Source organism: Saprospira grandis str. Lewin, from assembly GCF_000250635.1.
In the GTDB taxonomy this organism is placed as follows: Bacteria; Bacteroidota; Bacteroidia; order Chitinophagales; family Saprospiraceae; genus Saprospira; species Saprospira grandis.
The window spans coordinates 2623541-2649915 of the sequence record NC_016940.1; the positions used below are offsets into that span (position 1 = coordinate 2623541).

Genomic DNA, 26375 nt, shown 5'->3' on the forward strand with positions numbered 1-26375 from the left:
GACAGCTTAAAAAGTTAGAACTAAGAATTTAGAACTTTAAGCGACTAATTCTTAAATTAGAGGCTTAACCCTCCCCTTAAAAATGTTGTAAGCGCATAAAGATTGTTTTACCCCCAATATTCCCCCACCGAAAGCACTATCAACTATGTCTGTAGAGAATAAAATCAATTGGTCTGAATTTGAGGGCCTTAGCACAGAAGAATGGAAGGCCAGCATTGAAAAATACCTAAAGGGAAAGCCTTTAGAGGAGCTAGAGCAAAGCATTGAAGAGGGCTATAGTATAGCTCCTTTTTACCGAAAAGAAGAGGTGGAGCCCCTGCTTTTGCCTAGCTTAAATGCGCCTAAAACTTGGGCCATTGCTGAAAAAATTGAGGTAGCTGGCGATTTGGCGGCCAGTAAAAAAGCCGTGGCCGAGGCCTTGAATGGCGGGGCCAATATGCTTGTTTTGGACTTTCAGAAAGGCAAAGGGAAAGATATTAAAGAGGTTTTGCAGGGCGTTCATTTGAATATGATTAGCCTAAAGATGCAGGGAGAGGCCTTAGGGATTTTTGCAGAGGATTATCTGCGGGAGTTGGGGCGTTTTAGCTACTCCTCTGATTTGGACCTCTTGCTGAGCGGCAATAGTTTTCAGGCCTTATCTTGGCAGCAATTGTATGGAGGCACCTATCCTAAATTGCGGGCGTTTCAGATTAACATCTGCTTGAAAGATGGGGCTATTACGGCTTTATCGGATGCCTTGATGGAGATTAAATTTGCCTTTGAGGAATTGCGGGCTGCAGGAGCTCCACCTTGGGATGCCCAGCATTATTTTCAGATCAACTTTGAATTGGAGGAGAATTACTTCCGTTCTATTTCGGCCATTCGGGCCTTTAAGCGGCTTTGGTTGGGGGTATTAGAAGCTCAGGGCTTAGAGAAAGTGAGCTGGCCTTGGATCCATGCGCAGGCGGTAGTGGCCGAGCGCAAAGAAGATTTATATTGGCAAATGATCGCCAATAGTACGCAGGCTTTGGCGGCTGCCGTTGGGCAGGTCAATAGTTTGGAATTGCCTATTTTGGGTACGGCCGAGCAGCGTCCTTTTGCTCGTCGGATTGCTCGTAATGCCCAGCATTTGTTACAGTTAGAGAGTCACCTTAATGAGGTAGAAGACCCTGCTGCGGGGGCCTATTATATTGAAAAATACAGTCAAATGCTGGTTAAGGCGAGTTGGGAACAGTTTTTAGAGAAAGCCTAGCGTATTATTTCGTTAGTTTTTTCTTTATTTCAAGTTCAGCTTAAATTCCTTAGGTTGGCTTGCTGTTGATATTGCATTCATTGAAAGCTTCCTGCAGCTGAGCAATGAATTCATTAAAGTCATAGACTTTAAGCTGTCCCCCCATCGCCTATGAGAACATCTGTTTTTTATATTTTCCTTCTTTTATGCCTGTCCTCTCTAGTTGGGAGGGCTCAAGGCGATCTTATGTCTGCCCAGACCCATGAGGCATACAACAACTACGTTATATATAGTAATGAGTTGGTGCATGCCTTGCACATTATGGAAAATGACTTTGCTTATTTGAATCATGCTTTTAATGACTATATAGAGCAGGGCGAAAAAGATATTGCCTTTGATCAAAGGATCATTTTGCGGAACTACGACTATTTTCCAGTTTTGCCCCGCGACCTTTACGTCAAATTGTATGATGACAATTTTTATATTCCCTCTAAGGAGCGAGGGAAGCCCTTAGAATTGATTGGGCAATATCATAAGGTGGTAGAAGAATTGGAAGAGCTCTATGAGGCCTTGGCCCAGTACATGGAATCGGGCCGTTACCGTTCTGATGAAAAGTTATTGCAGGGCTATAAGTATTTGGAGCGCATAGAGCTTTTATACTATGATGCCTATGCCTTAGAGGAAAAGTTATATTGGCGCTTGGACGCTAGTTTTCATCATTATGAGCTGCCCGTTAGAAATCAGTTGTACGCCAATATTCTGTTAGAGCTCGATGAGCTATGGCAGGAGGGGCGTCGAATTAGCCGAGGGGTGCGGGCCAAAGATCGCAGCGCAGGCTTTAAGGCCAACTGCATGTATTTTGAGAACCTAATCTTCAAGCTTAAAAAGGAAAAAGCGCAATATTTGGGGGCTATTCCAAAAGATGAGGAAATTATCCGCGATTATTATGAGCAGATGATCAATCGGGCCGATCTGCTGCTGGCCGATGCCCGCTCTTATTTGGCCCAAACAAAATATAAGAATAAGCCCTTGGGGGCCGATTACCACTATTATAGAGATATGCTGGGCCATTATAACCGCTATGGCAATGGCTTGACGGCCCTCTATAATAAGATGTTGGATTATACCACAGAGCCCAGACTGCTGGCCGATGAGTTGCCGCCTATTTTTGAGTTGAAATATCCGAACCATCCCGCTTTTGATTCTTTGCGCAAGGATAGCCTAGCGGATCCCGCCTGGGCCTTGGCTCAGATGGAGAAAAACCGCATGGATAGTCTGGCTAGAGCCGATAGTTTGGCCAAAATTAAGGAGCAACCCACAAAACTAGGCGACCCTAGCCTAGAGGGCTTTGCCACCAATAACCTCATTTTCCTCATTGATATTTCTTCTTCTATGGAGGATGAAGAAAAGCTGCCTTTACTTAAAAGTTCTTTGGCGCAGCTCCTTTCTTTGATGCGCAAAGAAGATAATATTTCTATTATTGCCTATTCGGATAAGGCCGAGCTGCTGCTGCCGCCCATCTCTGGCCAAGAGCAAGAAAAAATTATGGGCATCTTAGAGGAATTAAAGGTCCGTACGAGCAGTAATGCCGATTTAGGCCTGCAAAAAGCCTATTTGCTCGCTAGAGAAAGCTTTATTGAGGGCGGAAATAATCGCATCATTATGGCCACCGATGGCAATTTTAGCCTCGATAAAAAAACAGAGCGCCTGATCCGAAAAAGCGCCCGCAAAGATATTCAACTCAGCATTTTCTATTTTTCTGAAAAAGAGTACGATTATGTAAAAAATAATCTGCAAGAGATTGTGCTCTGGGGAGAAGGTAGCTATAATTATATTACGGCCCAAAATGCCAAACAAGCGCTGCTCATCGAGGCCCAATCGGTCCGAAATACACCCTAAAACAAAGAAAAAAACAGTCTGTTTAAAATTTTGTGTGCTGCCATTTTTGCTGCCTAGGGACAAGCCCCTAGGCTAGCTTTTTTAGACAGCCCTCTAAAGAGGGCCTTTGGATGAGGTCCTTCTTTGAAATAACTACTTAGCAAGGCCGTGTATATAAGCCTTTGAGGCCCTTTAGGGCTGACTCCATTTGATTAGCCTAGGGGCTTGTCCCTAGGCGACTATTGGCTAAGTCCTAAGCAGCTAAAGGCCCAAATTTTATTCTAATACACAAAATCCCGAACAGTCCCCAAAAAAAGGCTGCTGGATCTTCAAGATCCAGCAGCCTTTTTCATGATACCCTCCTCGAATAAAACTAGCGAGAAGCCTTATCTAGAGGGGGAAAGAGTAGGCGCATGCCTGGCTCAATCGCATAAACAGAAGGTAAGTCGTTGATTCTGGCCACCGCCATAAAGAACTCTGGACTACCATAAATATCTTCACAAAGCTTTGGCAGGTTATCGCCATGCTTAATTTCAATAAAGTGACTCAAGTCAGGAGAGTTACCCTTGGCTCTAGCCTCTGGATCTTCCACTCCCTTAAACTTTAAGGTTAGCTCTGCCCGAACAGGATGCCCCTGCGCACTAAACAAAACATATTTTACAGACAAACTCTGCAACTGGCACTTATATACCCCCTTAGAAGAAGCAATATTGGTGGACTGAGAAGGTAGTACAGAACCCCAGGTTACGGTAAGGTAGGGAGGACCGTGGGTCTCCTCTACATAATAATAACAAGTGTCTTTCAACTTCTTGATATAATCTTCTACCGTGGGCTTTCCAGAGATAAACTTAATGGCCGCCATAATCGCTCCTCCCCCACTACCTGGCAATCCACCTGGATCAGGCAATACCCCCGTGGCATCTACTACGGTCTCAATCGTTAAATCAGGCGTTTCATAGTTAGCTGCCCCAGGAAGAGGCGCCGACTCTCCACCAGCATGCTCGGTGGTTTTGGTGTCTCCACCACTACCGCCCTTATCGCCATAAGAGATGTTATAGTCGAGCTGTAGTTCTTGTGGGTTTACTTGCAAGGCAATGGCGTTGCCCGTTGCGTCTTGGCAAGCAACATCTTTATAGCCAGTGATTACTACTTTCTGCATGAGTAGAATGCGTTTTATGGTTAGTCGAGGAAGTATTTTGTCGTTGAGTGCTTTAAAGATATTGTTTTTCCGCTGAATTTTCGACTTTTAGTCAATTTTTTTCCACTGAAAAGTTAAGCCTTTAAGCCTTGTTTTCATTTTCTGGCCAGCCTATAATTCGCTGCGTCGGATAGGCCCATTCTATATCCTCCGCTTTGGCAAAGGCCAGTAGGATGCTTTCCCAAATTTGTTCTGCCGATCCTCTTCTTTGCTTGGGTGGACAAAGATAGCGCAAGGAAAAACGTATCCCTTCTCGCTCTACAGAGGTATAGACAATGGGCGTGAGTTTGTTGTAGTAGATCAGGTATTCTCCGCTCATGTTGCGCAGGTTCTCTCTAGCTTGCTCGTAGTAGGTGGGTGCTTTTTGGTTAAGGATCTCTGTTAATATAGATTTGGCCTTGGCCCAGTTGCTATCAAAGGTGATCTCTAGCTCTAGTTCGTTCCAAATAAAGTCTAAGGTCGCATTGTAGTTGGCTATGTCAGTATTAAAAACACGCATATTCGGAATAGACAACAGCCGGCCGGTGCTTTGGTCGCTATGTACCCAGTTGCCCAATTCTAACATAACAAAGTCAAAGAGCTTGATGTCAATGACGTCTCCCGTTTTATCCCCTACTTGTATGCGGTCGCCTACCTTAAAAGGTTTGCGCAAGACAATGTAGTACCAACCCGCCATGTTCACTATGGGGTCCCTAAAGGCAATGGCCAATCCCGCCGATAATAGGCCCAAAAAGGTGGCAAAGGACTCAAATTGGTTGGACCACAAAAAGGCTAAAGAAAGCAAGGAAACTCCATTGAGTATATAAGATATGCCTTTGTTCCAGTTGTATCGAGCCACAGGGTTTCCCTTCAGCCGCCTAGCCACCGAGTTCTTGAGCAGCCGCTTGAGCAAACTAAAAAAGATCCATAAAACAACAGATAAGGCTAGCTTGATCTGCCAGTCGTTCCAGTCTTGCCCCAAGTACTGCTTCCAGTATATTAGTATCTGCTCAAACATAGTTCTAAAATCAAAAAAAGGCAGCCAAAGCCGCCTTTTATTATCTGATATAAGGTATTCCTATTTGTCCAATTTATCCAACTCAACAACAAAGGCCCCTTTCAATTTGTACTTTTTCTGCAAGTTTTTCCGATAGCTTTCGGCCTCGGCCTTAGTGAAAAACGGCCCCATGATAATTTTGTAGTAGGGCTTGCCATTCAACTCATCAGCATAGACCAATGCGCCCTTAAACCAGTTTTTTTGCAAAACAGCTACTTGCTGTACTACCGATTCATAGTCGCTATATCCCGCTACCTGTACGCCAAAACCCTTGGGCTCCAACTTGAGGACCTGCATTTTGTATAGCCCCCCTTTGTCTAGGGCAGAGGCCTCTTTAATGATGTTCAACCCATCGGCCTTTGTGCTTTTTACCGCTGGCTTAGAGGCTGGCGCTACTTGCCTTGGAGCCGTCTTTGGGGCCGCTTTAGCCACCGCTTTGGGCGCCTCCGCTTCCTTTTTAGCCACTCTGGGACTAGGCTGCTGCGCACTCACTACTTCCACTTTTACCTTGGCCTGACCATCGGCCAATAAACCAATTTCTGCCGCCGCTGCTCTCGATAAAGAAACAATCTGCCCAGCAATATAAGGCCCACGGTCAATAATCCGAACCGTTACCGATTTCTTGTTGCCCGCATGCGTCACCCGAATCATGCTCCCACAAGGCAAGGTCTTATGCGCCGCCGTCAACTGGGTCTTGTCATAGGTCTCCCCACTACAAGCCGTCCTGCGCCCATGAAAACTGTCGTCGTAAAAGGTCGCAATCCCTACTTCTGCAGGCGGTAAATCATTATTGTTGGCCGAGGCCCATTGTAAGCTGAATGTCAGCAAAAAGATAAAGAGGATTTGTTTCATAACGATTTCTATTTGTTAGAAAAACAATATACAAGTTCAACCCTAATTGACCCAATATTTTAGCAAAGGATTTTTTTCGCCTATGTTTTGGGGCCTCCTGCCTTCGGCAGGCGCTACGCTTCAGGGCTCGCAGGTCTGCTCGGCCCTGCAGCCGCCTCTGGCGGCCTTGGTCTGCGGCTTCGCCGCCCCCTTTCGCATCGCTAGGCCGCTCAACTGTTGTGCTGCTCTTGGCTTTCCGCTTCGGCCACTAAATGTAGCTCTTTCTATAGTTTAGGGGCAGAGGCTTAGGTGATTTGTTAGACTTTTGTTAAAGTACAGACTAACTGAACTTAACAAAAAAACTCCATGAGCTAACTTTTTGCTAGCTCGAGCTAGGTTTTTATTAGCTCGACCTAACTTTCGGCTAGCTCGACCTAGGTTTTCATTAGCTCGACCTAGGTTTTTGTTAGCTCGACCTAACTTTCGACTAGCTCGACCTAGGTTTTCATTAGCTCGACCTAACTTTCGACTAGCTCGACCTAGGTTTTCATTAGCTCGACCTAACTTTCGGCTAGCTCGACCTAGGTTTTCATTAGCTCGACCTAACTTCCCACTTGCTCGAGCTAGGTTTTTGTTAGCTCGACCTAACTTTCGGCTAGCTCCATTTAGCGGAAGAGTTACTTTTTTTAGAAAAAGTCCGACTAAAGAGGTAACAATAATGCAGTTTTCGCCATAAACAGCATATAGACAAAGTTCTAACTAAAAAAACTACAAAAAAATAGATCGATATGGCGAATTTAAATCTCAATCGGATCTCCAGAGTACTAACAGATCAGGAGATGCAAGACCTAAAACAACAGCTCGACAACTGTCAACAAATCCTTTCTTTTTTAACAGAGCTAGACAGCAAAGAGCGGAAAACGCTCAAGCGGATCAATTTGGACCATCATCATTTTGTACAAGAGACGCTAGCCGTCATGAATTATGTAGATTTGCCTTTGCCGCCTCATATTGGCGCCGATGAAATTGCGAAAGATTTGGCTCTATATGAGCAGTTGCAGCAGCTCATTATTCAGGTAGAGCAGTTATTGAAGCGCTTAAAGGACAGTGCCGCCTTAGTGGGCAGTGAGGCCTATGGCCAAAGTAGTTTGGTCTATCACTTACTCGCTGCCTTGGCTAGTAGCAGTTTGCCCGGTTATGCTACTGCCTATGAGCGGCTACAAGTTTGTTTTAAAAAATATGGCCGCAAAAGTGATCAGCAACAAACAGAAGAATAGAAGAGCATTTCTTTTCAGCAAGCTTGTCCTGACTACCTACTACTTGATCAACCTATTCCCTTAGAATAACCTTTTAACTCTATTTTTTTTGCCTATGTTTTGGGGCCTCCTGCCTTCGGCAGGCGCTACGCTTCAGGGCTCGCAGGTCTGCTCGGCCCTGCAGCCGCCTCTGGCGGCCTTGGTCTGCGGCTTCGCCGCCCCCTTTCGCATCGCTAGGCCGCTCAACTGTTGTGCTGCTCTTGGCTTTCCGCTTCGGCAGCAAAATATAGGCTGGGCAAAGAGAAGAAAAACGATATCTATAAGCATGGAGGTTCTATTTCACGCTTTACCTTAAAACTTAAGCTGTCTGAGGAGCTGCCCTGGCCTTTTCGTCCAGAAAAGGAGTGATTGTAGCATAATATCAAACAATATGTCCTCAACTAAAAAACCATTCAAAATCATTAACCAGCTCCTTGATTGGGTGTATAACATCTATTCCTTCCTTACAATAGCCGTTATAGTAATCGCTATTGTAGCGGCTCTGCTTTTCTTTTTATTGGGCCGTTGGGATTATCTAATCAGTAGGGAGGATTGTGAACAGTTGGTGATTAACAAAATTCATTTTAAGGGGATGCTCTTAGCTAAAAAGAAGGGACGACTAGGGCAGTTTAGTAGCTCTATTCATTTTATTGTGATCGACTCCTTTGGGACGCCTAAACAACTGATCTTACCTCCTGCTGGGGATACCCTAAAATTTTGGAGGAAGGCCCAAAAGGGAGACCTAATCGTTAAGGAGGCTTGGAGCGATGAAATTATATTAGTTCAGGAGGACCAAAGGGAGGCTTTTCCTTATCCCAATACCCCCAACGCCTTTAAGTATAATCTCTATGAATATGGCTTTTTTGATTTGGCAGATACGGCTTATTATTTCTGCTTAGTTAATGATAAAGCCAAAAGTAGTCGGGATATGAAGTTGTATGATATTGATTATTAGAAGCTGAGGCCCGTAGGGCCGAAGGCCATGCAGGCTTTGTTGGCCCCCAAGGCCAACAAGGCCTGCCCCCAGGCGGAGGCGGCTTTGCGGTACCCCTTTGCCTGAAATGCAATATATTGAGGGCTAATTTTGGCTAAAGCGCAAAGAAAAAAGTGGCCAGCCGCCTACCGCCGGCCGGGTCCAATCAGCCCAAAGGGCTGTCTAAACAAAATGCCATTTTTAAGGCGGCGAAGCCGCCGCAGGCTGAGGGATGGACAGCAGGGCCGCCGAAGGCGGCAGACCCAGCGGGCGAAGCCCGCGCAGGGCCGAGCGAATAGCGAGCTGCGAAACAGCCCGACCCGAGCAAAGCGAGGGGCAGCCCCAAATAAAAAATAAAAAATAAAAATATTTTGCCCCAAAGGCTAACCTTTGAAAAGAGAAGGCATAAAGAGACAAAAGCAGCCAAACGGCGCTTCTACCACTTTAAAAAAATAGCCTTATGAATACGATCCGCCTTTATCTTAGCCTTGCCCTTATCTTTGTTTTTGCCCAAAATAATTTTGCTCAAGAAGCCAGCCTGCCCCAAGATGGCATTTACCAGAAAACATGGGGAGAACGGCCAGTGATCCACCGGCCAGAGCTGCAAGAAAGAGATGTACTTTGGGAAAAACGCATCTGGAGAGAAATTGAATTGGGCGAACTGCAAAACCAGCATTTTGCCAATGAAAGCCGCCCCCTGATTGAACTACTCACTTGGGCCCTAGAAGACAAAAAACTCAGCGTTTATAATGAGGATTTTTCTAGCCGAATGGATTATGAAGAGGCCATGGGCTATGTCTACCAAACCGATACCTTTTTTGTCATGGACCTAGACGGCGGCTGTATGGGCGATAATTGGGAGGTGGTTAAAAATCGGATCAACCCCAAAGATGTAACCCGCTTCCGCATTAAAGAGGTGGCCTATGTAGACAAAAAAGATGGCCAACTCAAAACCCAAATTCTAGGCATTGCCCCCATCCGCAATATCTATGACGATAATGGCAACTTTTTGATGGCTATCCCCATGTTTTGGTTCCATTTTGACGAACTGCGCCCCATTTTGGGCCAAGAACAAGCCCCCAACCGCTTTCAGGATGCAGGACAGTTGTCTTGGGCAGATGTTTTTGAAGCCCGGCAGTTTTCTAGCTATATCACTAAGGAAAGCAATATGCGAGACCTCCGCCTACAAGATCTTTATAGCGGGACCGACCGCCTGCTACAAGCCGAGAAAATTAAAAACGATATGGCCAACTTTGAGCATGATTTCTATGGAAATTAGGCCCAAAACAAAGGCCCCAAATGCACTAGCATTTGGGGCCTTCCCTTTAATCCCGAATAATAATCGGTAGACGAAGCTGTAGCTGTATGTTGCGGCCCTGCTCGGGCAACTCTAGCTGTCGGTAGCGACTCAAATGGGCCAAATAAGGCGTATTGAATAGGTTTTGGGCCAAGAATCGAACAGACAAAGGCTGCTTGCCCCAAACAAAATCCAAATCTAAACGCAAATCCCAAAGAGAAGCCGCAGGGGTGCTCTTCTCATTTCTAGCTACTTGGTTTTGAGCGGCCCAATAACGATGCCCTAAGGCTATTTCTACCGTTTTTAAACCCTTTTTAGGCACCCAGTCTTTGCTCCAAGCCAACTGAGAGCGAACAGAAAGAGGAGGCGAAAAGGGGAGGGGCAAGGCCGTTTCTAGACCATAGCTATATAGGTATTCTAAGGATTGCTTCCACTTAAAGCCTTTGTAGCGATAATCATAGCGCAACTCTAGACCCGAAAACAAAGCATCCTGCTGCTCATATTCATACAGCTGGCCCGCATCAGGTAAGGGCGAAAAACGAGGCGCAGGCGATAAGTACAAATAACCATCAAAATAATGCGCATAGGCCTCGGCCAAAAGCCCAAAATTACCCTTGCGCCAGCTCCAGCTGGCATCAAACTGATAGCCAGATTCTGGGCCCAGACTACTATCCCCCTTTTCATGTCGAAAACTGCCATGATGTACCCCATCACTCAATAGCTCTACAGGATGTGGCGGCCGAAAACTCTTGCTGAGCTGTGCTTGTATGTTGGACCAAGCATTCAGTTTTTTCCAAAGTCCAACACTAGCCGAGCTGCCCCAAAATTGTCGTTCCAATGCCCAAGCCCCCAAGCTGATGTTTTGCCCATCTACATCAAAAGATTGAGCAAAGGCGGTAGACTGCAACTGCTGATAATCTAGACGCAAACCGAAATCAAGGCCCAAACGCTCTTCTTTATTTACCCAATGACTTAAAGCAAAGGCCCCTAACTTCTGTTGCTCAAAAGCGGGAATCAAAAAGTCAAAGCCCCCTCTTTTGTTACTTTGGCTTTGGCCCGAAATCCCATAGGCTAGGGCCCAAGCTTTGTAGTTTTGTCGCAGCTCTAGACGGCCCGAAAAAGTGCTCAAATTCAACGCTAAGGCCAAGCGGTCATTGGCATCGGCCGGGCGGTTGTGCAAATGTGGAAAAGCAAACTCTTCTCGCAAGTTTTGCTGCCAACCTAGATCTATATATAGGGCCTTTTGTTTGCTCAACTGATAATTGAAGTTGAGAAAAGACTTGAAATGTCGAATCGCTTGAGAGGGGAAATCTATGTCTCTCCAATTGCCATCGGGCTGCAACTCATAGGCTCTGGGCACCCCCATGGCCCCAGAAAATAAACCGCCTTTCATCTGGTACAAACTGTTGGTCCAACGCAAGCCCCCTTTTTTCCAGAGTTTGCCCAATACGATCTTTCCAGATCGCTCTTGTCCAGCCGTATTCTTCAAACGTTCTTCATACAAAGGCAAAACAAAGCCCTGATAGACAAATTCATCGGCAGGTACTCGATAATCCCCATAGCGCTGCTCACTATATTGAAACTGCCAAAAGTAGTTGTGCCAGTTGCGACCCAATTGTAGGTTTAGCCCCAAATGTTCATTGTTGCTTTTGCCCAAAAGCAAGACCTGCCCCTGCCAACTATTGTGTGGCGCCACCTTAGTCGGTAAGAGGCGAATGCTACCGCCCAAGGCATCTGAGCCATAACGCAAACTACCCGCTCCCTTGCTCAGCTCCATACGGCCTACACTCAAGGCATCTATGGCCAGACCATGGTCATTGCCCCATTGTTGCCCCTCTTGGGCCAAATTCCCCTCTAGCAATTGTACCCGATTGCCCATTTGCCCCCGAATAATCGGCTTGGCAATGCCTACCCCCACCGATAAGGCCGAGACCCCCGGAATTTCGGCTAGGCTCTGGGCCAAATTTCCCGCTAAGTTTTTCTGAATATCTTCCGCATTCAATAACTCCTGAGAGGGCTGCGGCTTGGACCCCAAATCTTGCTCCTGCACCAAAACCACATCTACCTCTTGGCAACGCAAACAATTGGCATCCGCAGCCAAATATAAATGAAGGTGGATGTCTTTTTCAAGGCCCAAAACAAAGCGTTTGGATACAAAACCACCTTGAGGACCAAAGGCTTGTAACTCAATACTGTCACCCAATTCTCCCGAAAGCTCAAAGTGAAAATGACCCTCAAAATCAGTGAGCTGGCCCAAACTGTCGGGCAATAGAAGAACGGGCTGCCCCAAGACCAATTCATGACGCTCATAATCGTAAACCTCCCCATGAATCTGATAATCTTGGCCCCAAAGGAAAATAGGCCAAAAACAAAGTAAAATGTATAAATTGCGCATAATTAGGGCTTCATCTTGTTAAGCTCCTACAAAAGTACGGCTTTTCTGCAACACCGTTGCAACTAATATCTTAACTTTGCCTCCTTATCTCGCTTAAAATTTGTTAAAATATGAAACGCTTCGCCCTTTTCTTCTTCGGCCTTTTCTTTTTGCAGGCCTGCCAACCTGCCGAAACCGATCTGCGTGCCCCCATTCTAAATATATATAGTTTTAGCCCCAATAGGGTTTCGGATACGATTTGCGGCCAACTAGAGCCCGATAATGTGATTCATCTCCGAACTGGCGACACGCTCAAAATGAATTTGGGCCTGATTGATAATGAGGAACTTTCTCAGCTCAAAGTAGATATTCACGCCAATTTTGATTGCCATGGCCACCGTAGCCCAACCCTAGAGAGCTGGTCGGTGCTCGATCTGATTGACCTCAGCGGCAGCGAGCAGGATCTCGAGCTCTCTTATGTTCCCCCCACAGATGCCTGGGCGGGCAATTACCATTTTCAGCTCCGCTTGCTCGATGCTTCGGGCAATGAAACGGGCGGCAGCACGGCCTATAGCATCAAGCTGATTTCTAGCCAAGATAGTATCGCCCCCGAAATTCGCCTCAATAGCCCCCAAGGCAGCCTAATCGCCAACCGAGGGAGCCAAATTTTCTTTGAAGGGGAGGCCCTCGATAATATGGACCTCACTGGCGGAAAACTCGAACTTCGCTATGAATCTCCCTCCGGAAACCTGCAGTTGGCCCAAGAACTGGCCCTCACAACTGGCAGCGGAACCAACTACAATTTTAACTGGCCCTATACCATCCCCAATAGCCTCTCTACAGGAAATTATCGCTACTTTTTGCGCATCATCGATGCCGTGGGCAATACCACAGAAAGCAGCTCGGTGGATATTCAGCTCAATTAGTGGGATTCCCTGAATAAATCTTTAACTTTGTGCTCTATTTTTAGGGGCCTGCCGCCTTCGGCGGCCGTTACGTTCCAGGGCTCGCAGGTCTGCTCGGCCCTGCAGCCGCCTGCGGCGGCTTTGGTCTGCGGCTTCGCCGCCCCCTTGCACATCACTAGGCCGCTCATCGGTCCAGAAAATGCTCGGCCAAATGCTCCGGCCCCTTTAGCCTACTGCTTAAATATTTACTGCAACTTTAGTTATGAAAGAAATTTGGGAACGCTTCGAAGCTTGGATAGACCGCTATGCCAACCTATTGCTAGACGATTTGAATGGAGGCGCAGAAGAAGAACATTTTGAGCCGATCGAAAAAGCTATTCGCTCAGAACTCCCCCAAGCCTTTAAGGAATTTTACCGCATCCATGATGGCCAATACTCAGAGTCTGAAGAGGGCCTGATTGATACGCATATTTTACTGCCTCTAGAGCAAATGCTCAGCATTTGGGCCCAACTCCGCCATCAGTTTGATGAGGGCGCATTTGATGATCTAGAATCTGAGCCTCAAGATGGCATTCGGATGGAGTGGTGGAACCCCTACTGGCTCCCCCTCACTACAGATAAAGCAGGCAGCTTCATTTTTATGGATTTTGCCCCTAGCCGCCAAGGCAATTTGGGCCAAATTATCTATATGCCCCGCGACTCTGCCGAACGTATTCTACTGGCCCCCTCTTTTGAGGCCTGGATCAACCGATATGTGCGCCACCTAGAAGAAGGCCACTACCGCTATTCAGAAAGAATGGGCGGCATTATCCAAAAACAACGCCTCAATGGCGTAAGCGACGATAGCCAGCATAGCTTCTGGCACGATAGCGAAAATGATGACCTAGAAGGCTTTGAAGTCGTCAAAGAAGAATAGGACCAAAACGCTTCCTCTGCAGGGCGGCTAGCAGAGCTAGCCGCCCTTTTTCTTTGGCCCAAATGGCCTAGCGATGTGCAGCAGTGGCCGAAGGCCAGACCCAGGCGGCTTTGCCGCCGCAGGGCCGAGCGACCCGACCAACGGGAGCCGACGCAGCGAAGCAAGTAACAGCGAGCTGCGAAACGTAGCGCCGCAAGGCGAAGCCGCAGCGGAGGCCCCAAAAAATCAGCGAGCTGCGACAACAAGGACTTTAGTCTGCAGTTCGACGACCAAGGGGAGTAAACGTAGCGCCCGCCGCAGGCGGGAGGCCCCCAAAAAAAACAGCCTACAACTGCATGTAGACTGTTTCTGTTTTTACTCGAACTGAACAATGGTTTTGCCATCTCCTCCTTGTTGGGGGGCAGCAAAAAAGCTGTCCTTTACATTGGGATACTCCCGCAGTTTTTTCTGCACGGCCCGCCGCAAAACACCAGAGCCCTTTCCGTGAATAATTTCCACTTCATAGGCATTCGACATCAGGGCCTTGTCTAAGAAAATCTGTAGGCGTTCTACGGCATCCTCATAGCGCATTCCCCGAATATCAATTTTGGCATCAAAAACCTGAGATTGGCTCTGTAAATTGGTTTTTACGGTATTGGCCTGTTTCTTTTCAAAGGCGCCTTCCACCAAAATGAGGTCGCGCAGTTTTACGCTCAAACTAATGTGCTCTAGCTCGACTAGGGCTTCCTTTTTCTTGATTTCTCGGACCACGCCCAGCATGCCGCCAGCTCGCAATCGGACCTGAGAGCCCACCACAATTTCGCCCTTCACTTGCTGATGATAAGCCTGATAAATATTTTCCTTAATATCATCGACCTTTTCAGTTAGTTCGGCTTGTTGTTCTCGGTTTTTGGCCAAAAGGGCCTCGGCTTTGGCGCGGGCATTGGCTTTGTTCTCGGCCTCACGGAGCTCCTTGAGGGCATCCTTTAGGTCTTGGCGGTCTTGTTGTAGGGCCAGCATTTCTTGCTCACGGACCTGCAATTTGAGCTTTTTGCGCCCAAACTCTAAATCTTTTTGCGCATAATTATAATTCTTAATGAGCTGGTCCAACTGCCGCTGTTGTTCGGCCACCTCGGCTTCTTTTTCCTTAAGTTCTTGCCGTTCTCTTTGCAAATCGGAGAGCATCTGCTCAAAGTTATGCACCTTTTTACCCACCTTTCGTTTGGCGTATTCTACGACCTTAAAGGGCAGTCCTGTTTTTTCGGCAATTTCAAAAGCGTAAGAGCTACCGGGTTGGCCGATGCGCATTTGGTAGGTGGGGGCCAGGCTATTCATATCAAACACCATATGGCCATTAACAAGGCCTTTTTGGTTAAAGGCGAAGCTCTTGAGGTTGGCATAGTGGGTGGTAATCAATCCATAGACCTTGGCCTTATTGAGCTCTCGCAAAATGGCCTCGGCAATAGCGCCCCCCATTTGAGGGTCGGTCCCCGAGCCAAACTCATCAATGAGGACCAGCGTATTGGCATTGGCCTGCTTCATAAAATAGCGGGCATTTTCTAATCTAGAGCTATAGGTACTCAGTTCATCTTCCAAAGACTGCTGGTCGCCAATATCGGCAAAGATTTGCTCGAAGACCCCCATTTCGCTCCCTTCCTCCATAGGAAGAAGGAGGCCCGCCTGCAGCATCATCTGCAAAAGGCCCAGGGCCTTGAGGGTAATAGATTTACCCCCAGCATTGGGACCACTCAGCAATAAAATGCGCTGTTCTTTCTCAAAACTGAGGCTAAAAGGGACCACCGGCTCGCCCTCTTCCTTATTCTTCAGCAACAAAAGCGGATGATAGGCCTTCTCAATTTTATAGAAGGGCTTGGGGCGCAGCAAAGGCTTGGTCGCATTGAGTTTGTAGGCCAATTGTGTTTTGGCTTGGATCACATCAAAGCGCAGCATAAGGTCCTGAAAAGCCCGAAGGTCTTCTACATAAGGACGGAGCAAAGCACTCAGATCTCTGAGGATCCGATAAATCTCTCTTTTGTATTCCTGTTCCAGATCAAAGAGGTCATTATTCAAATCAATCACCTCATCGGGTTCAATATATACGGTGCGGCCAGAAGCCGACTCATCATGCAAAATTCCTCTTAACTGCCGCTTGTACTCGGCCTGTACGGCTAGTACTCGGCGGCCATTACGGACCGTCTCCACCGAATCGGCCAACCAGTTTTTACTTTGATAAAAGCCTGCCGTTTGTCGAAACTTCTTATCCATTTCCTGCCGCTTAGAGCCTTGCATTCTGGCAATGCGCTGCAGCTCGGGCGAGGCATCTGGGCGAATATTTCCCTCCGCATCAACCACCTGGTTAATGGCTTTGAGTAGTTCGGGCTCAAAATGTAGGGGCCGCAAAATATCAAAGAGATGGGGATAGAGCTCTCGGCGCTCTGTTTTGGGATCGAAGAAACGGAAAAGGGCCTCTGTACAGAGCAAAATGCTGGCAATATTCCGAAGGCTATCTACAGAAAGCACATAGCCCTCAATTTTGAGCATCTTTAGGTCGGCCTCTATACTATGATAGACCCGCAGCGGGATACTATGATTTTGCTCATAGGTTTGTAGAAACTCAAAAGACTCCTGCAAGGAGCGTTCAATCTCCTGAGGGTTTTGGCTCAGGCGCAATTCGGCAAAATGAGCCCGCCCCAATTCTCCGAGGCAGTACTCCTGTAATCGTTCTAGGACCTTATCAAATTCTAATTTCTGATAAAGATCTTTCGGTGCTAAGTTCATGACAGTAAAATAATGTCTGTTCTAAAACAAGAACTGCCCAATTGGGCAGTTCTTGGGGTCTAATTTTTTAATTCAGCTGCTAACCAAAGAGCAGAAAAGCGGAAATAGTTCAAGCCTATTTCTTCTTTTTTGCTTCCTTCGCTTTGCGCTTGGCTTCTTTGGCTGCGGCCTTTTCGGCTTTGCGTTTGGCCTTGGCAGCTGCTTTCTCGGCTTTGCGTTTTTCTTTGGCGGCTTTCTTCTCGGCCTTTTTGCGGGCTTTCTCGGCTTTTTTGGCCGCTTTGAGTTCGGCTTTGAGCTCGGCAGCCGTTTTGGGTTTTTCTTCTATTTCAACTTCTACCTCTACCTCTTTTTTAACTTCCTCCACCACTTCTTTTTCTGTTTGGGCAATATCTGTTTCGCTAGGCAGGCTGGCGGCCTCAAACTTACAGTGGGGCGGATAAGCACAGCGCAACTGGGCTTGCTGAGGCAATTTGGCCGCTTCCTCCTTAGACAGCATGCCAAGCAAACGGCTGCTTTGGTTGGGCGTTAGGCAAGCGCCTTGAAATAGACGGACCGCCTGCTCATAGCTGTTCTCTGCATCAAAACAAATAGAAAAGAGGCTATCGTAAAGAACGGGCTGCATGGGCAAGCTCGTAAAAGCTGTCACTTTTTCGCGCTTCTCTTTACGGCGGCGCAGCATTTTCTGTCCGCCTCGCTCTACTACAGTTTGGGTCTCAATCTCTTTGAGCTCTACCACTTCTTGTCCCCCCTCATCTTTGTCCTCTAATTGGTAGCGGATGGTCGTAATGGTTTTGGGATATTGCGATTCGTCAATGGTATTTGTATTATTATTGGCTTGATAGCCCCCAAATCGCTTGCTCTCGCCTTTATTGCCCTGAGGGGCTTTGCTGGCCACGGCTGGGCCTACCCCTTCTTTGCTATAGGCAAGGTCTAGATCTGGCGCAGGAGTTTCGGCATTAAGGGCAATTCGACTTTCTGACTTCAAGACCATTCGGTCATTGATTTTGACGATCTTATAGACCGAACAAAAGCCTTTGTCCAAAACTACATTCTGTTTCAAGAGGCCCAACTTTTTATCTGTAAATTCGATGCGTAAAAAGTAGTTGCCTTCTACAAATTTGCGCAAACGAAGATGCGCTGTTGCTTTTTCCGATTGTTTTCGACCATCAATCCCTACATAAAACTCATAGTTATCAGGGCTCTGAATGAGCAGATCGGCTTGGGCCCAACTTTGGCCCCCCAACAAAAGAAAAAGGAGGAGGAGGTAATGTTGTACGTTCATAAGTTGTTTTTTTTATTAGTTCTAAATCATAAGGATAAATGCAGCCTACAAATTTAATGAATAAAACAGAAAAAGAGCAGGCCTATACCGCCGCCCTAGCCGAAATCAAGGCCGTTTTGCAGGGCGAAAGCCAGATGGTCCTTAAAATGAGTACGATAAACTGTATTCTCAAGTCGCATCTGCCTTACTATTTTTGGGTAGGCTTTTATTGTATGCATGAGGGCGCGCTGATTGTGGGCCCTTATCAAGGTACTTTAGGCTGCTTGCATATTGGCCTAGATCGTGGCATCTGTGGCCGAGCCGCCCGCCTGGCCCAAACACAACTAATTCAGGATGTACATGCCGATCCCGAACACCTGGCCTGCGATAGCCGAACTAATTCAGAGATTGTTCTGCCCGTTTTTGACCCGCAGGGCCAGCTCATTGCCGTCTTTGATGTAGATAGTACCGAAAAGGCCGCCTTCGATGAGCTAGACCAAGAGTTTCTCGAACAATTATTGGCCGAGCAGTTTGCTCAAAGCGCCCTAGAAAAACAGTTTTTAAGCTAGTGGGCTATGCTGCTGCTGTTTTGGGGCTGCCCCGCCCTGCGGTCGGGTCGGGCCATTGCGCAGCTCGCAGGTCTGCTCGGCCCTGCGCGGGCTGCGCCCGCTAGGTCTGCCGCCTTCGGCGGCCCTGCTACAGCCCCTCAGCCTGCGGGCCTTCGGCCCTGTAGGATGGATATCTAGGGCAAAAAGAGACTGTTTGAAATTTTGTTTCTGCCCTTTCCTGCGCCTAGGGGCTTGTCCCTAGGCGATTATTGGCCAAATCCTAACAAGCTAAAGCCCCAAATTTTATTCTAATACACAAAATCCCGAACAGTCCCGGAATATGCTGTTCTGCATCTTCAGAGTAGCTTCCTCGAAATGGAATATGCTGTTCTGCATCTTCAGAGTAGCTTCCTCCCAATGGAATATGCCGTTCTGCACCTTCAGAATAGCTTGCCGCAACTGTAATATGCCATTTTGCACCTTCAGAATAGCTTGCCGCAACTGTAATATGCCGTTTTGCAGTTGCAGAATAGCTTGCCGCAACTGTAATATGCCATTTTGCACCTGCAGAATAGCTTGCCGCAACTGTAATATGCCGTTTTGCATCTTCAGAATAGGGCAAAAAGGTTTTGATGGGGTATTTTGCATCTGCAGAATAGGGCAAAAAGGTTTTGATGGGGTGTTTTGCATCTGCAGAATAGGGCAAAAAGGTTTTGATGGGGTATTTTGCATCTGCAGAATAGGACAAAAAGGTTTTGATGGGGTATTTTGCATCTGCAGAATAGGACAAAAAGGTTTTGATGGGGTGTTTTGCATCTGCAGAATAGGGCAAAAAGGTTTTGATGGGGTATTTTGCATCTGCAGAATAGGACAAAAAGGTTTTGATGGGGTGTTTGATCTCTGTCAAATAGGGCCAGTCATAGTATAGTATTTTAGCTAAAAAAAGAGGACCAACTGCATTTTGCAGTTGGTCCTCTTCCTCTAATTGGGCAGGGGCTTATACTTAAAATCTAAAGCCTAGGGTCATCATAAAGAGCCCAATGGTTTCGCTATTGCTCGTTCTAGGATTATTATAGCTAGAAGTAGCATAATAGGGCGAGTATTCAAAATCTCTGATGCTCCGCATATAGCTAAGATCAAAAAAGACATGCTCTTGGCGAAAGCCAAAGCCCGCAGTAATATCATGGCGCAAATCGTTAACTCCCTTCACTTGGTCCAAATAAGGAGAGCTTTGTAGGCGGTAGCCGGCTCTTAAGCGTAGCGAATTGATGGCAATTTCTCCACCCACTCTAAGGCGGTAAGCGCCTTGGTAAGTATCAGTAATTGCGTTATTCACCGCATCAATAAAGGCTTGGTCTCCTGCGGTGGCATTTTCATCCGAGGCTTGGAGCGCATAGCTACTGCCCGCATAATTGATATACTCTCCATCTATGCCCAAATAGCCCTTGATGGGGTCGGTTTTTCCGCCAAAGGTATGGCCCATACTGAGGGCAAAAACCCAGGGAGAGAAAAAGTCTTGTTTATATTCTGCGGTAGGAGAGACCCAAGGTTCTGTGGCAGAAGTTTCTCTAAGGGTATCGTTCCAGACCACCGCCCCGCTAAGCTCGGTATCTAAGTTTTCGGTTAGGTTCATGGCCGTGGGCGTGTGCATACTGAGGCCCACTCTAAGGCGTTTGTTTACTCTATAAATAAGGCCTAGTTTAAGGTTGATGCCTGTTCCTTTTACCGTCCGAATCTCATCGAAGTTGAGCCGCTTGAAGTCCATGTTGCCTGTGGGCTCTTCTTCACTATAGCTTCTAAAATCACGGAAGTTGAGAAAGGTAATCCCCAAGCTTCCGCCAATATAAAGCCTGTTTTTGTAATTACCCGCCAGGGCAATATTGAGCTCATTGATGCCTCCAGATTGGCGGACCAGTTGGCTTTTTTGAATATAAGCGCGATTAGAATCGACTACCGAGCCTACATAATCGGTGCCGCCGCCTGGGTTATCAATAAAGTAGGCATCCCAAGCGAGGCGTTCTTCAAAGGGGTCTAAATCATCGGGGACGGCATTGGCGGCATTGGCCTCTTGGGTGAAGTTAATAATGCGAGAGCCGGTAGAGGTTCCAGAAAAAGAATAGGTTCTGTTAAAAGAGGCGATTTTGCCGAAACTAACCCCAAAATTGACAAAGCGCCAATCTGTTGTTTGTTCTTGGGCCAAGACAAGGCCGACTGAGCCGAGGTTAAAACTTAGGCGGTTGTTGCTAGAGCGGGGTAGGGTACTATCGGCTAAAAATTGGCTTTGGATATTGGCAAACTGTAGGCCGGGGCTAATACTAAACTCCGAGCCTCGGTAAACGGCTAGTCCTGCGGGATTTCCATTGAGGCTGCTCATATCGGCCCCAAGGGCGCCCAAGGCGCCACCAACCGCCATGCCGCGGGCAGTATTGGGCTGCAAACGTTCTGAAAAGAGCAGGGCATCGCTGCTTATTTGGGCCATAAGGGCCGAACTAAAGATGGAGAAAAAGACAAAAAGACTAAACTTGTTCATAAGATTTATTTTAAGTCATTTAATTTAAGACAAGTCTTTTAGAAGACTCAATTTTAGCGCCATCCTCTCTTTGCGGTTTGGGGGGCGGCGCAGCCGCCCCGGCTGAGGGATGGACAAGGGTGGCCGTTAGGCCAGACCCAGCGGGCAAAGCCCGCGCAGGGCCGAGCAGACCTGCGAGCCCTGAAACAGCCCGACCCGACCAAAGGGAGGGGCAGCCCCAAAATAATAGGAAGAGAAAAAAAAAGGAAAATAATCCAGTAGGCTGCCTAAAATAGGCTATTTTTGGGAGCATTAAACCACCCTCAAAGAAATAGGTCCATGCAACTTTTAGATGGTAAAGCCCTCTCTCAAAGTATTCAATTAGAGCTCAAAGCGGAAGTAGAGCAAATTGTCGCCCAAGGCGGTCGCCCCCCTCATTTGGTGGCGGTTTTAGTGGGAGAACATCCTGCTTCGGCCAGTTATGTGCGCAACAAAATGCGAGCTTGCGAAAGAGCCAATTTTCGGTCTAGCTTGAAAAAACTGCCCGTAGATATTGCTCAGGAGGACTTATTGGCGGAAATTGCCTCACTCAATCAAGACCCCGAAGTAGATGGCTATATTTTGCAGTTGCCCTTGCCGGCACATATAGATGAACAGCTAGTGACGCAGGCGGTTGCGCCCGAAAAAGATGTGGATGGCTTTCATCCCTATAATTTGGGCCAGATGCTTCTGGGCGAAGACTCTTATTTGCCCGCTACACCTATGGGCATGATTACCCTTTTGGAGCGTTATGGGATGGAAACATCGGGCAAAGAAGCGGTAGTGATTGGTCGCTCGAATATTGTGGGGCGTCCGATGAGTGTTTTGCTTTCTCGCAAACATCCGCAGGGCAATTGTACGGTTACGGTATTGCACAGCCGCAGCCAAAACATGGCCGAACATTGTCGGCGGGCCGATATTATTGTAGCCGCTATTGGTCAGGCCAACTTCCTGACCGCCGATATGGTGAAAGAAGGCGCCATTATCTTAGATGTGGGCATCAACGCCATAGACGACCCCAAGGCCAAAAGAGGCTATCGTCTGGTTGGAGATGTAGATTTTGAGGGAGTAAAAGAAAAGGTGTCGGCCATCACGCCCGTACCCGGTGGAGTTGGTCCCATGACCGTAGTATCCTTATTGATGAACTGCCTAAAAGCCTATAAAACAGGCGCAGGCAAAGCCCTAGAAAAGCAATAAACTATGCGAATATTGAGTTTTGTGGCCGTTTTGGCCATTACTATATTTCTCTTTCTTTTTCTGAACTCCTCCGATTTTGCTTCGGCTACTGTGGGGCGGATAACGAAAAAAGAGACCTTTATTCCCCCAATGGGGAAATTATTGAGTCCGAGCTCGGGCTTTTGGCGAAATGCCGAAAGCAAAACGGGCCCTTCGCTCTCCTCTTCTCTGAGCGATGGCTCGCTGTCGGCTCCCGTAGAACTGCTCTATGACGACCGCATGGTGCCACATATCTTTGCCAACAATATGCAAGATGCCTTTTTTGCCCAGGGTTATGCTACGGCTAGCCTTCGACTTTGGCAGATGGAGTTTCAGACGCATGCTGTTTCTGGCCGTTTGGCCGAGGTGTTGGCTACCTCTGAAAAGATGCGGGAAGTTTTGTTGAAAATGGACCGTAAAAAGCGGAAGGCGGGCTTGCCCTTGGCGGCTAAACAGACTGTAGAACTTTGGAAGAAAGACCCCAAAACCTACGAACTCTTGCAGCGCTATGCCGATGGGGTCAATGCTTATATTGACGATTTGTCTTATGCCGAATTGCCCTTGGAGTATAAGTTACTGAATTATCGTCCCGAAAAATGGACGGTCCTTAAATCGGCCCTTTTGCTCAAAGCTATGGCCGAGGACCTGACTGCCAAGGATCATGATTTTGAGATGACCAATGCCTATAAATACTTTGGTCGAGATACCTTCAATCTTTTTTATCCAGAATATTTTCCCGAGCAATCGCCTATTATTAACGACACGGCCTTCTATAACTTTGAGCCCGTAGCGGTAGGAGATAGCTTGGCCAAACCCTTTTTGGGTTTTGATCAGGGCTTGCCGAAAAACCCCAACCCCCAGCCTAAGGGCATTGGGAGTAATAACTGGGCCCTGGGCGGCAAGAAAACGGCTTCGGGTTATCCTATTTTGTGTAATGACCCCCACCTCAAGCTCAATCTGCCCTCTATTTGGTTTGAGGCGCAAATTGTAACGCCCGACTTTAATGTCTATGGGGCAACATTGCCCGGAGCGCCAGGTATTATCTCTGGTTTTAATCAGCATGTTGCTTGGGGCGTGACCAATGTGGCCCATGATGTTCGCGATTGGTACGCCATTCAATGGACCGATGAGACGAAGTCGAGCTATATCTTTGATGGCGAAGAAAAAGCCAGCGAGAAAATCCTCGATACCGTTTATGTGCGAGGAGCGGGCTTTGTTGTCGATACGCTTATTTATACGCATTTTGGCCCTGTCGTTCGTACCGTAAATGGCCAAGATTATGTCTTGCATTGGCAGGCCAACGAGCCTAGCTCCGAGGCCAAAACCTTTATCCTATTGGCCCAAGCCAAAAACTATCAAGATTATCAGGCGGCCATTAAGCATTTTTCTTGCCCCGCCCAAAACTTGGTTTTTGCTTGTAATAATGGAGACATTGCGCTTTGGACCCAAGGAAAACTGCCTTTGCGCCGACCCGAACAAGGAAAATTTGTAGCCGATGGCCGCTATTCCTTCAATCAATGGTCGGGCTTTATGCCTCAAAAGCATATTCCACATGAGTATAATCCCCAAAAGGGCTATGTGGCCTCGGCCAATCAGCATTCGGTCAGCCCCGCCTATCCTTATTATACCTATGGTTATTTTGAGGAGTATCGTGGGCGTTATCTCAACGGGCAGCTAGACGCCCTTTCTGCAGCCACCGATAGCGAAATGAAGGCCTTGCAATTGAGCAATTTTAGCCAAAAGGCCCAAGATTTTCTGCCGCTGCTGATGAAGTACTTGCAAAGAGGGGAGCTGAGCAAGGATGAGCTAGAGCTCTTGGCCCTTTTCCGAGATTGGGATTATGAATATACGGCAGAGGCCGTGGCCCCAACCATCTTTGAAGATTGGTTCTATAATTTGCAGGCCCTTACCTATGACGAACTCGAAGAGGCCGCCGCCCAAGGTATGGAACTGAATTATCCCGATGCCTGGCATTTGTTGGGCCTCCTCAAGCGAGATACCAGTTCTTTTATCTGGGATCAGGTAAGCACCGAGAAGCAAGAACGCATTGAAGATATTGTGACGCTTTCGTTTAAGGAAACCCTAAATACGGTGCCCAAAAATAAGTCGGGCCAACCCATCCGCTGGGGAGAAATGAAGGCCACAGCCCTCTATCACCTGGCCCGCATCGAGGAGTTTAGTATCCTAGATTTATCGGTGGGTGGTACCGCCGATGCCCTCAATGCCGTGAGCAACCGCTACGATTTTGCGGCCAGCCGAAAGGCCGATAGTCTGGTGCATAAGGGCGGCTCTGCGGCTGGACCCTCTTGGCGCATGATTGTCGAATTGGGCGAGAAGAAACCCAAGGCACAAGCCATTTATCCCGGTGGCCAATCGGGTAACCCCGGTAGCCATTACTATGATAATATGGTCCAAGCTTGGGCCGAGGGTCGCTACAACAAATTACTTTATCTAGAATCTGCCGAAGAAGGAAAAGAGAAGATCCGAATTCGCCAGCGTTTGCACTAAAAAAGACAATTTATTATGACTAGAGTACTATTAGGCGCCGCCGCGCTCTTTTTGCTCATCAGCCTTTCTTTTTGGCTTTTTGCAAGCTGGTGGTGGGCCAATTTATTCTTTGCTGTTCTCATCGGTTTTGCCATGCAGTTGGGCGCCGGCCCTAGCTTTTTGGCTGGAGCGGGCAGCAGTTTTCTCAGTTGGTTCATTAGCATGTACTGGATCAATGCGGGCAATGGCGGCTTGCTGCTCCAAAAAATGCGTGCGGTTTTGGGCCTCCCTTTTGGCTCAGATACGGGCGTCATGCTTTTCATTGCCTTGCTGGGCGCTCTGCTGGGCGGACTGGGCTTTCTCTTGGGCCAATTGGGCCGAGATATTGCCACTGGCCCCGTGGATGGCCGCTCTAAACGCCGAAGAAGAGGACGTAAACGCTCTGCAGCTACCTTTAAGCTTTAATTTTTTTTGGGGCTGCCCCGCCTTTCAGGCGGGTCGGGCTGTGCCGCAGCTCGCAGGTCTGCTCGGCCCTGCAGGCCTTTGCAGCAAAGCTGCAAAGGCCTTGGGTCTGCCGCCTGCGGCGGCCCTGCTATCCATCCCTCAGCCGCGTCGCTGCGCTCCTTTGCGGCGGCTTCGCCGCCTGTCCACCGCAAAATGGACCAATAAATAGCTAGTTTTTTTAACGAATATATATTATGAGTACAGAAAAAAAAGCCCACAGATCGGGCTTTGTCAATATTGTAGGCCACCCCAATGTGGGCAAATCTACTTTGATGAACGCCCTGGTTGGCGAACGGATGTCTATTATTACGAATAAACCCCAAACCACCCGCCACCGCATCCTGGGCATCGTCTCCGAAGAAGATTTTCAGATCGTTTTTAGCGATACCCCCGGCCTGATTCAAGACCCTAGCTATAAAATGCAGGAGCGCATGAATGAATATGTCAAATCTACCCTAGAGGATAGTGATTTGATGCTTTTGGTGGCCGATGCTACCGAAAAGATTGCTGATGAATCTGCCATTTTTGAGCTTTTGGCCAAACTAAAGGCTCCTGTTTTTCTTTTGCTCAATAAAATTGATCTGCTCCCCCCCAAAGAGCAACTAGAACAATTGGCCGCCTGGAGCAAAAAACTCGATTTTGCCGAGCTCATTCCCATCTCCGCCCTCAATCGCATCAATACCGATTTGGTCCTCGAAAAAGTGATCGAACGCATGCCCGAAGGCCCAACCTATTACCCTAAAGAGCAGTTTACCGACCGCCCAGAGCGCTTCTTTATGTCGGAAATCATCCGAGAGAAGATCTTACTCAATTATCATCAGGAAATTCCCTATTCGGTAGAAGTAGTGGTAGAGGCTTTTCAAGAAGAAGAAGATATTACCCGCATTTTGGCCAATATTTATGTGGCCCGAAAAACCCAAAAAGCAATTCTTATCGGTAAAGGAGGCCAAGCCATCAAACGCCTAGGCCGAGATGCCCGCCTGGCTATCCAAGAGTTTTTAGAGACAAAAGTCTATCTAGAATTGCACGTAAAAATTAAAGATAATTGGCGCGACGATGAGCGCAGCCTCAATTATTTTGGTTATACGTCTTAATCCTTTTATCTCTCTTGAAAGGGTTTGTTTATGGGCTTTTGCCTAAAA

General features: G+C 47.5%; 20 protein-coding genes. 12 read left to right on the forward strand and 8 right to left on the reverse strand.

The window, feature by feature from the left end:
- The first annotated feature begins 145 nt into the window (after positions 1-145).
- On the forward strand, positions 146-1231 hold the full coding sequence (locus SGRA_RS11715) for a methylmalonyl-CoA mutase family protein (RefSeq protein WP_015692916.1): 1086 nt from the start codon (positions 146-148) through the stop codon (positions 1229-1231).
- Between the two features lie 225 nt (positions 1232-1456).
- On the forward strand, positions 1457-3109 hold the full coding sequence (locus SGRA_RS11720) for a VWA domain-containing protein (protein WP_015692918.1): 1653 nt from the start codon (positions 1457-1459) through the stop codon (positions 3107-3109).
- 352 nt (positions 3110-3461) lie between these two features.
- Here SGRA_RS11720 and SGRA_RS11725 read toward each other — a convergent pair whose 3' ends face one another.
- The 3 genes from SGRA_RS11725 to SGRA_RS11735 all read right to left on the reverse strand — a co-directional run bounded on the left by SGRA_RS11725 (position 3462) and on the right by SGRA_RS11735 (position 6174).
- A complete protein-coding gene (locus tag SGRA_RS11725; RefSeq protein ID WP_015692919.1) occupies positions 3462-4247 on the reverse strand; it encodes a CIS tube protein in 786 nt (261 codons plus the stop codon).
- A 121-nt stretch (positions 4248-4368) separates the two neighbouring features.
- On the reverse strand, positions 4369-5283 hold the full coding sequence (locus tag SGRA_RS11730) for a mechanosensitive ion channel family protein (protein ID WP_015692920.1): 915 nt from the start codon (positions 5281-5283) through the stop codon (positions 4369-4371).
- Positions 5284-5343: 60 nt separating this feature from the next.
- The gene (locus tag SGRA_RS11735; protein WP_015692921.1) at positions 5344-6174 is read right to left on the reverse strand and encodes a septal ring lytic transglycosylase RlpA family protein; all 831 of its coding nucleotides are present in this window, start codon (positions 6172-6174) and stop codon (positions 5344-5346) included.
- A gap of 767 nt (positions 6175-6941) precedes the next feature.
- Between SGRA_RS11735 and SGRA_RS11745 the strand changes: the two genes are divergently transcribed.
- From SGRA_RS11745 to porN, 3 genes are all read left to right on the forward strand, one after another.
- The gene (locus tag SGRA_RS11745) at positions 6942-7430 is read left to right on the forward strand and encodes a hypothetical protein (RefSeq protein WP_002657974.1); all 489 of its coding nucleotides are present in this window, start codon (positions 6942-6944) and stop codon (positions 7428-7430) included.
- Between the two features lie 409 nt (positions 7431-7839).
- Positions 7840-8403, forward strand: coding sequence for a hypothetical protein (locus tag SGRA_RS11750; RefSeq protein ID WP_015692924.1), 564 nt, complete (start codon positions 7840-7842; stop codon positions 8401-8403).
- Positions 8404-8881: 478 nt separating this feature from the next.
- Positions 8882-9700: a type IX secretion system ring subunit PorN/GldN gene (gene porN, locus SGRA_RS11760; RefSeq protein WP_015692926.1), complete on the forward strand. Its 819-nt coding sequence runs from the start codon at positions 8882-8884 to the stop codon at positions 9698-9700.
- Between the two features lie 46 nt (positions 9701-9746).
- Here the strand turns inward: porN and SGRA_RS11765 are convergent, their stop codons facing one another.
- Positions 9747-12113 carry a TonB-dependent receptor gene (locus tag SGRA_RS11765; RefSeq protein WP_015692927.1) on the reverse strand — a complete coding sequence of 789 codons (2367 nt, stop codon included), beginning with the start codon at positions 12111-12113 and terminating at the stop codon, positions 9747-9749.
- A 110-nt stretch (positions 12114-12223) separates the two neighbouring features.
- Here SGRA_RS11765 and SGRA_RS11770 point away from each other — a divergent pair, with 110 nt between their 5' ends.
- Both SGRA_RS11770 and SGRA_RS11775 read left to right on the forward strand, forming a co-directional pair.
- Complete coding sequence (locus SGRA_RS11770; protein ID WP_015692928.1) at positions 12224-13018, forward strand: DUF4625 domain-containing protein; 795 nt, start codon at positions 12224-12226, stop codon at positions 13016-13018.
- A gap of 241 nt (positions 13019-13259) precedes the next feature.
- The gene (locus SGRA_RS11775; protein WP_015692930.1) at positions 13260-13913 is read left to right on the forward strand and encodes an SMI1/KNR4 family protein; all 654 of its coding nucleotides are present in this window, start codon (positions 13260-13262) and stop codon (positions 13911-13913) included.
- 354 nt (positions 13914-14267) lie between these two features.
- On the opposite strand, the gene SGRA_RS11780 is transcribed toward SGRA_RS11775, so the two are convergent.
- Together SGRA_RS11780 and SGRA_RS11785 are read right to left on the reverse strand one after the other, a co-directional pair.
- On the reverse strand, positions 14268-16670 hold the full coding sequence (locus SGRA_RS11780; RefSeq protein WP_015692931.1) for an endonuclease MutS2: 2403 nt from the start codon (positions 16668-16670) through the stop codon (positions 14268-14270).
- A gap of 115 nt (positions 16671-16785) precedes the next feature.
- The gene (locus SGRA_RS11785) at positions 16786-17952 is read right to left on the reverse strand and encodes a hypothetical protein (protein ID WP_015692932.1); all 1167 of its coding nucleotides are present in this window, start codon (positions 17950-17952) and stop codon (positions 16786-16788) included.
- Positions 17953-17990: 38 nt separating this feature from the next.
- Here SGRA_RS11785 and SGRA_RS11790 point away from each other — a divergent pair, with 38 nt between their 5' ends.
- On the forward strand, positions 17991-18500 hold the full coding sequence (locus SGRA_RS11790; RefSeq protein WP_041329640.1) for a GAF domain-containing protein: 510 nt from the start codon (positions 17991-17993) through the stop codon (positions 18498-18500).
- Positions 18501-18759: 259 nt separating this feature from the next.
- Here SGRA_RS11790 and SGRA_RS24115 read toward each other — a convergent pair whose 3' ends face one another.
- Both SGRA_RS24115 and SGRA_RS11800 read right to left on the reverse strand, forming a co-directional pair.
- Positions 18760-19386: a hypothetical protein gene (locus SGRA_RS24115; protein WP_015692935.1), complete on the reverse strand. Its 627-nt coding sequence runs from the start codon at positions 19384-19386 to the stop codon at positions 18760-18762.
- Positions 19387-19482: 96 nt separating this feature from the next.
- A complete protein-coding gene (locus SGRA_RS11800; RefSeq protein ID WP_015692936.1) occupies positions 19483-21009 on the reverse strand; it encodes an OmpP1/FadL family transporter in 1527 nt (508 codons plus the stop codon).
- A 318-nt stretch (positions 21010-21327) separates the two neighbouring features.
- On the opposite strand from SGRA_RS11800, the gene folD reads away from it, so the two are divergent.
- From folD to era, 4 genes are all read left to right on the forward strand, one after another.
- Positions 21328-22224, forward strand: a complete 897-nt coding sequence (gene folD, locus SGRA_RS11810; protein ID WP_015692938.1) for a bifunctional methylenetetrahydrofolate dehydrogenase/methenyltetrahydrofolate cyclohydrolase FolD — start codon at positions 21328-21330, stop codon at positions 22222-22224.
- A gap of 3 nt (positions 22225-22227) precedes the next feature.
- Complete coding sequence (locus tag SGRA_RS11815) at positions 22228-24750, forward strand: penicillin acylase family protein (protein ID WP_015692939.1); 2523 nt, start codon at positions 22228-22230, stop codon at positions 24748-24750.
- A 15-nt stretch (positions 24751-24765) separates the two neighbouring features.
- On the forward strand, positions 24766-25194 hold the full coding sequence (locus tag SGRA_RS11820) for a hypothetical protein (protein WP_015692940.1): 429 nt from the start codon (positions 24766-24768) through the stop codon (positions 25192-25194).
- A 233-nt stretch (positions 25195-25427) separates the two neighbouring features.
- Positions 25428-26327 (forward strand): GTPase Era, encoded by a 900-nt coding sequence (gene era, locus SGRA_RS11830; protein WP_015692942.1) that lies wholly within the window; start codon positions 25428-25430, stop codon positions 26325-26327.
- Positions 26328-26375 lie beyond the last annotated feature (48 nt).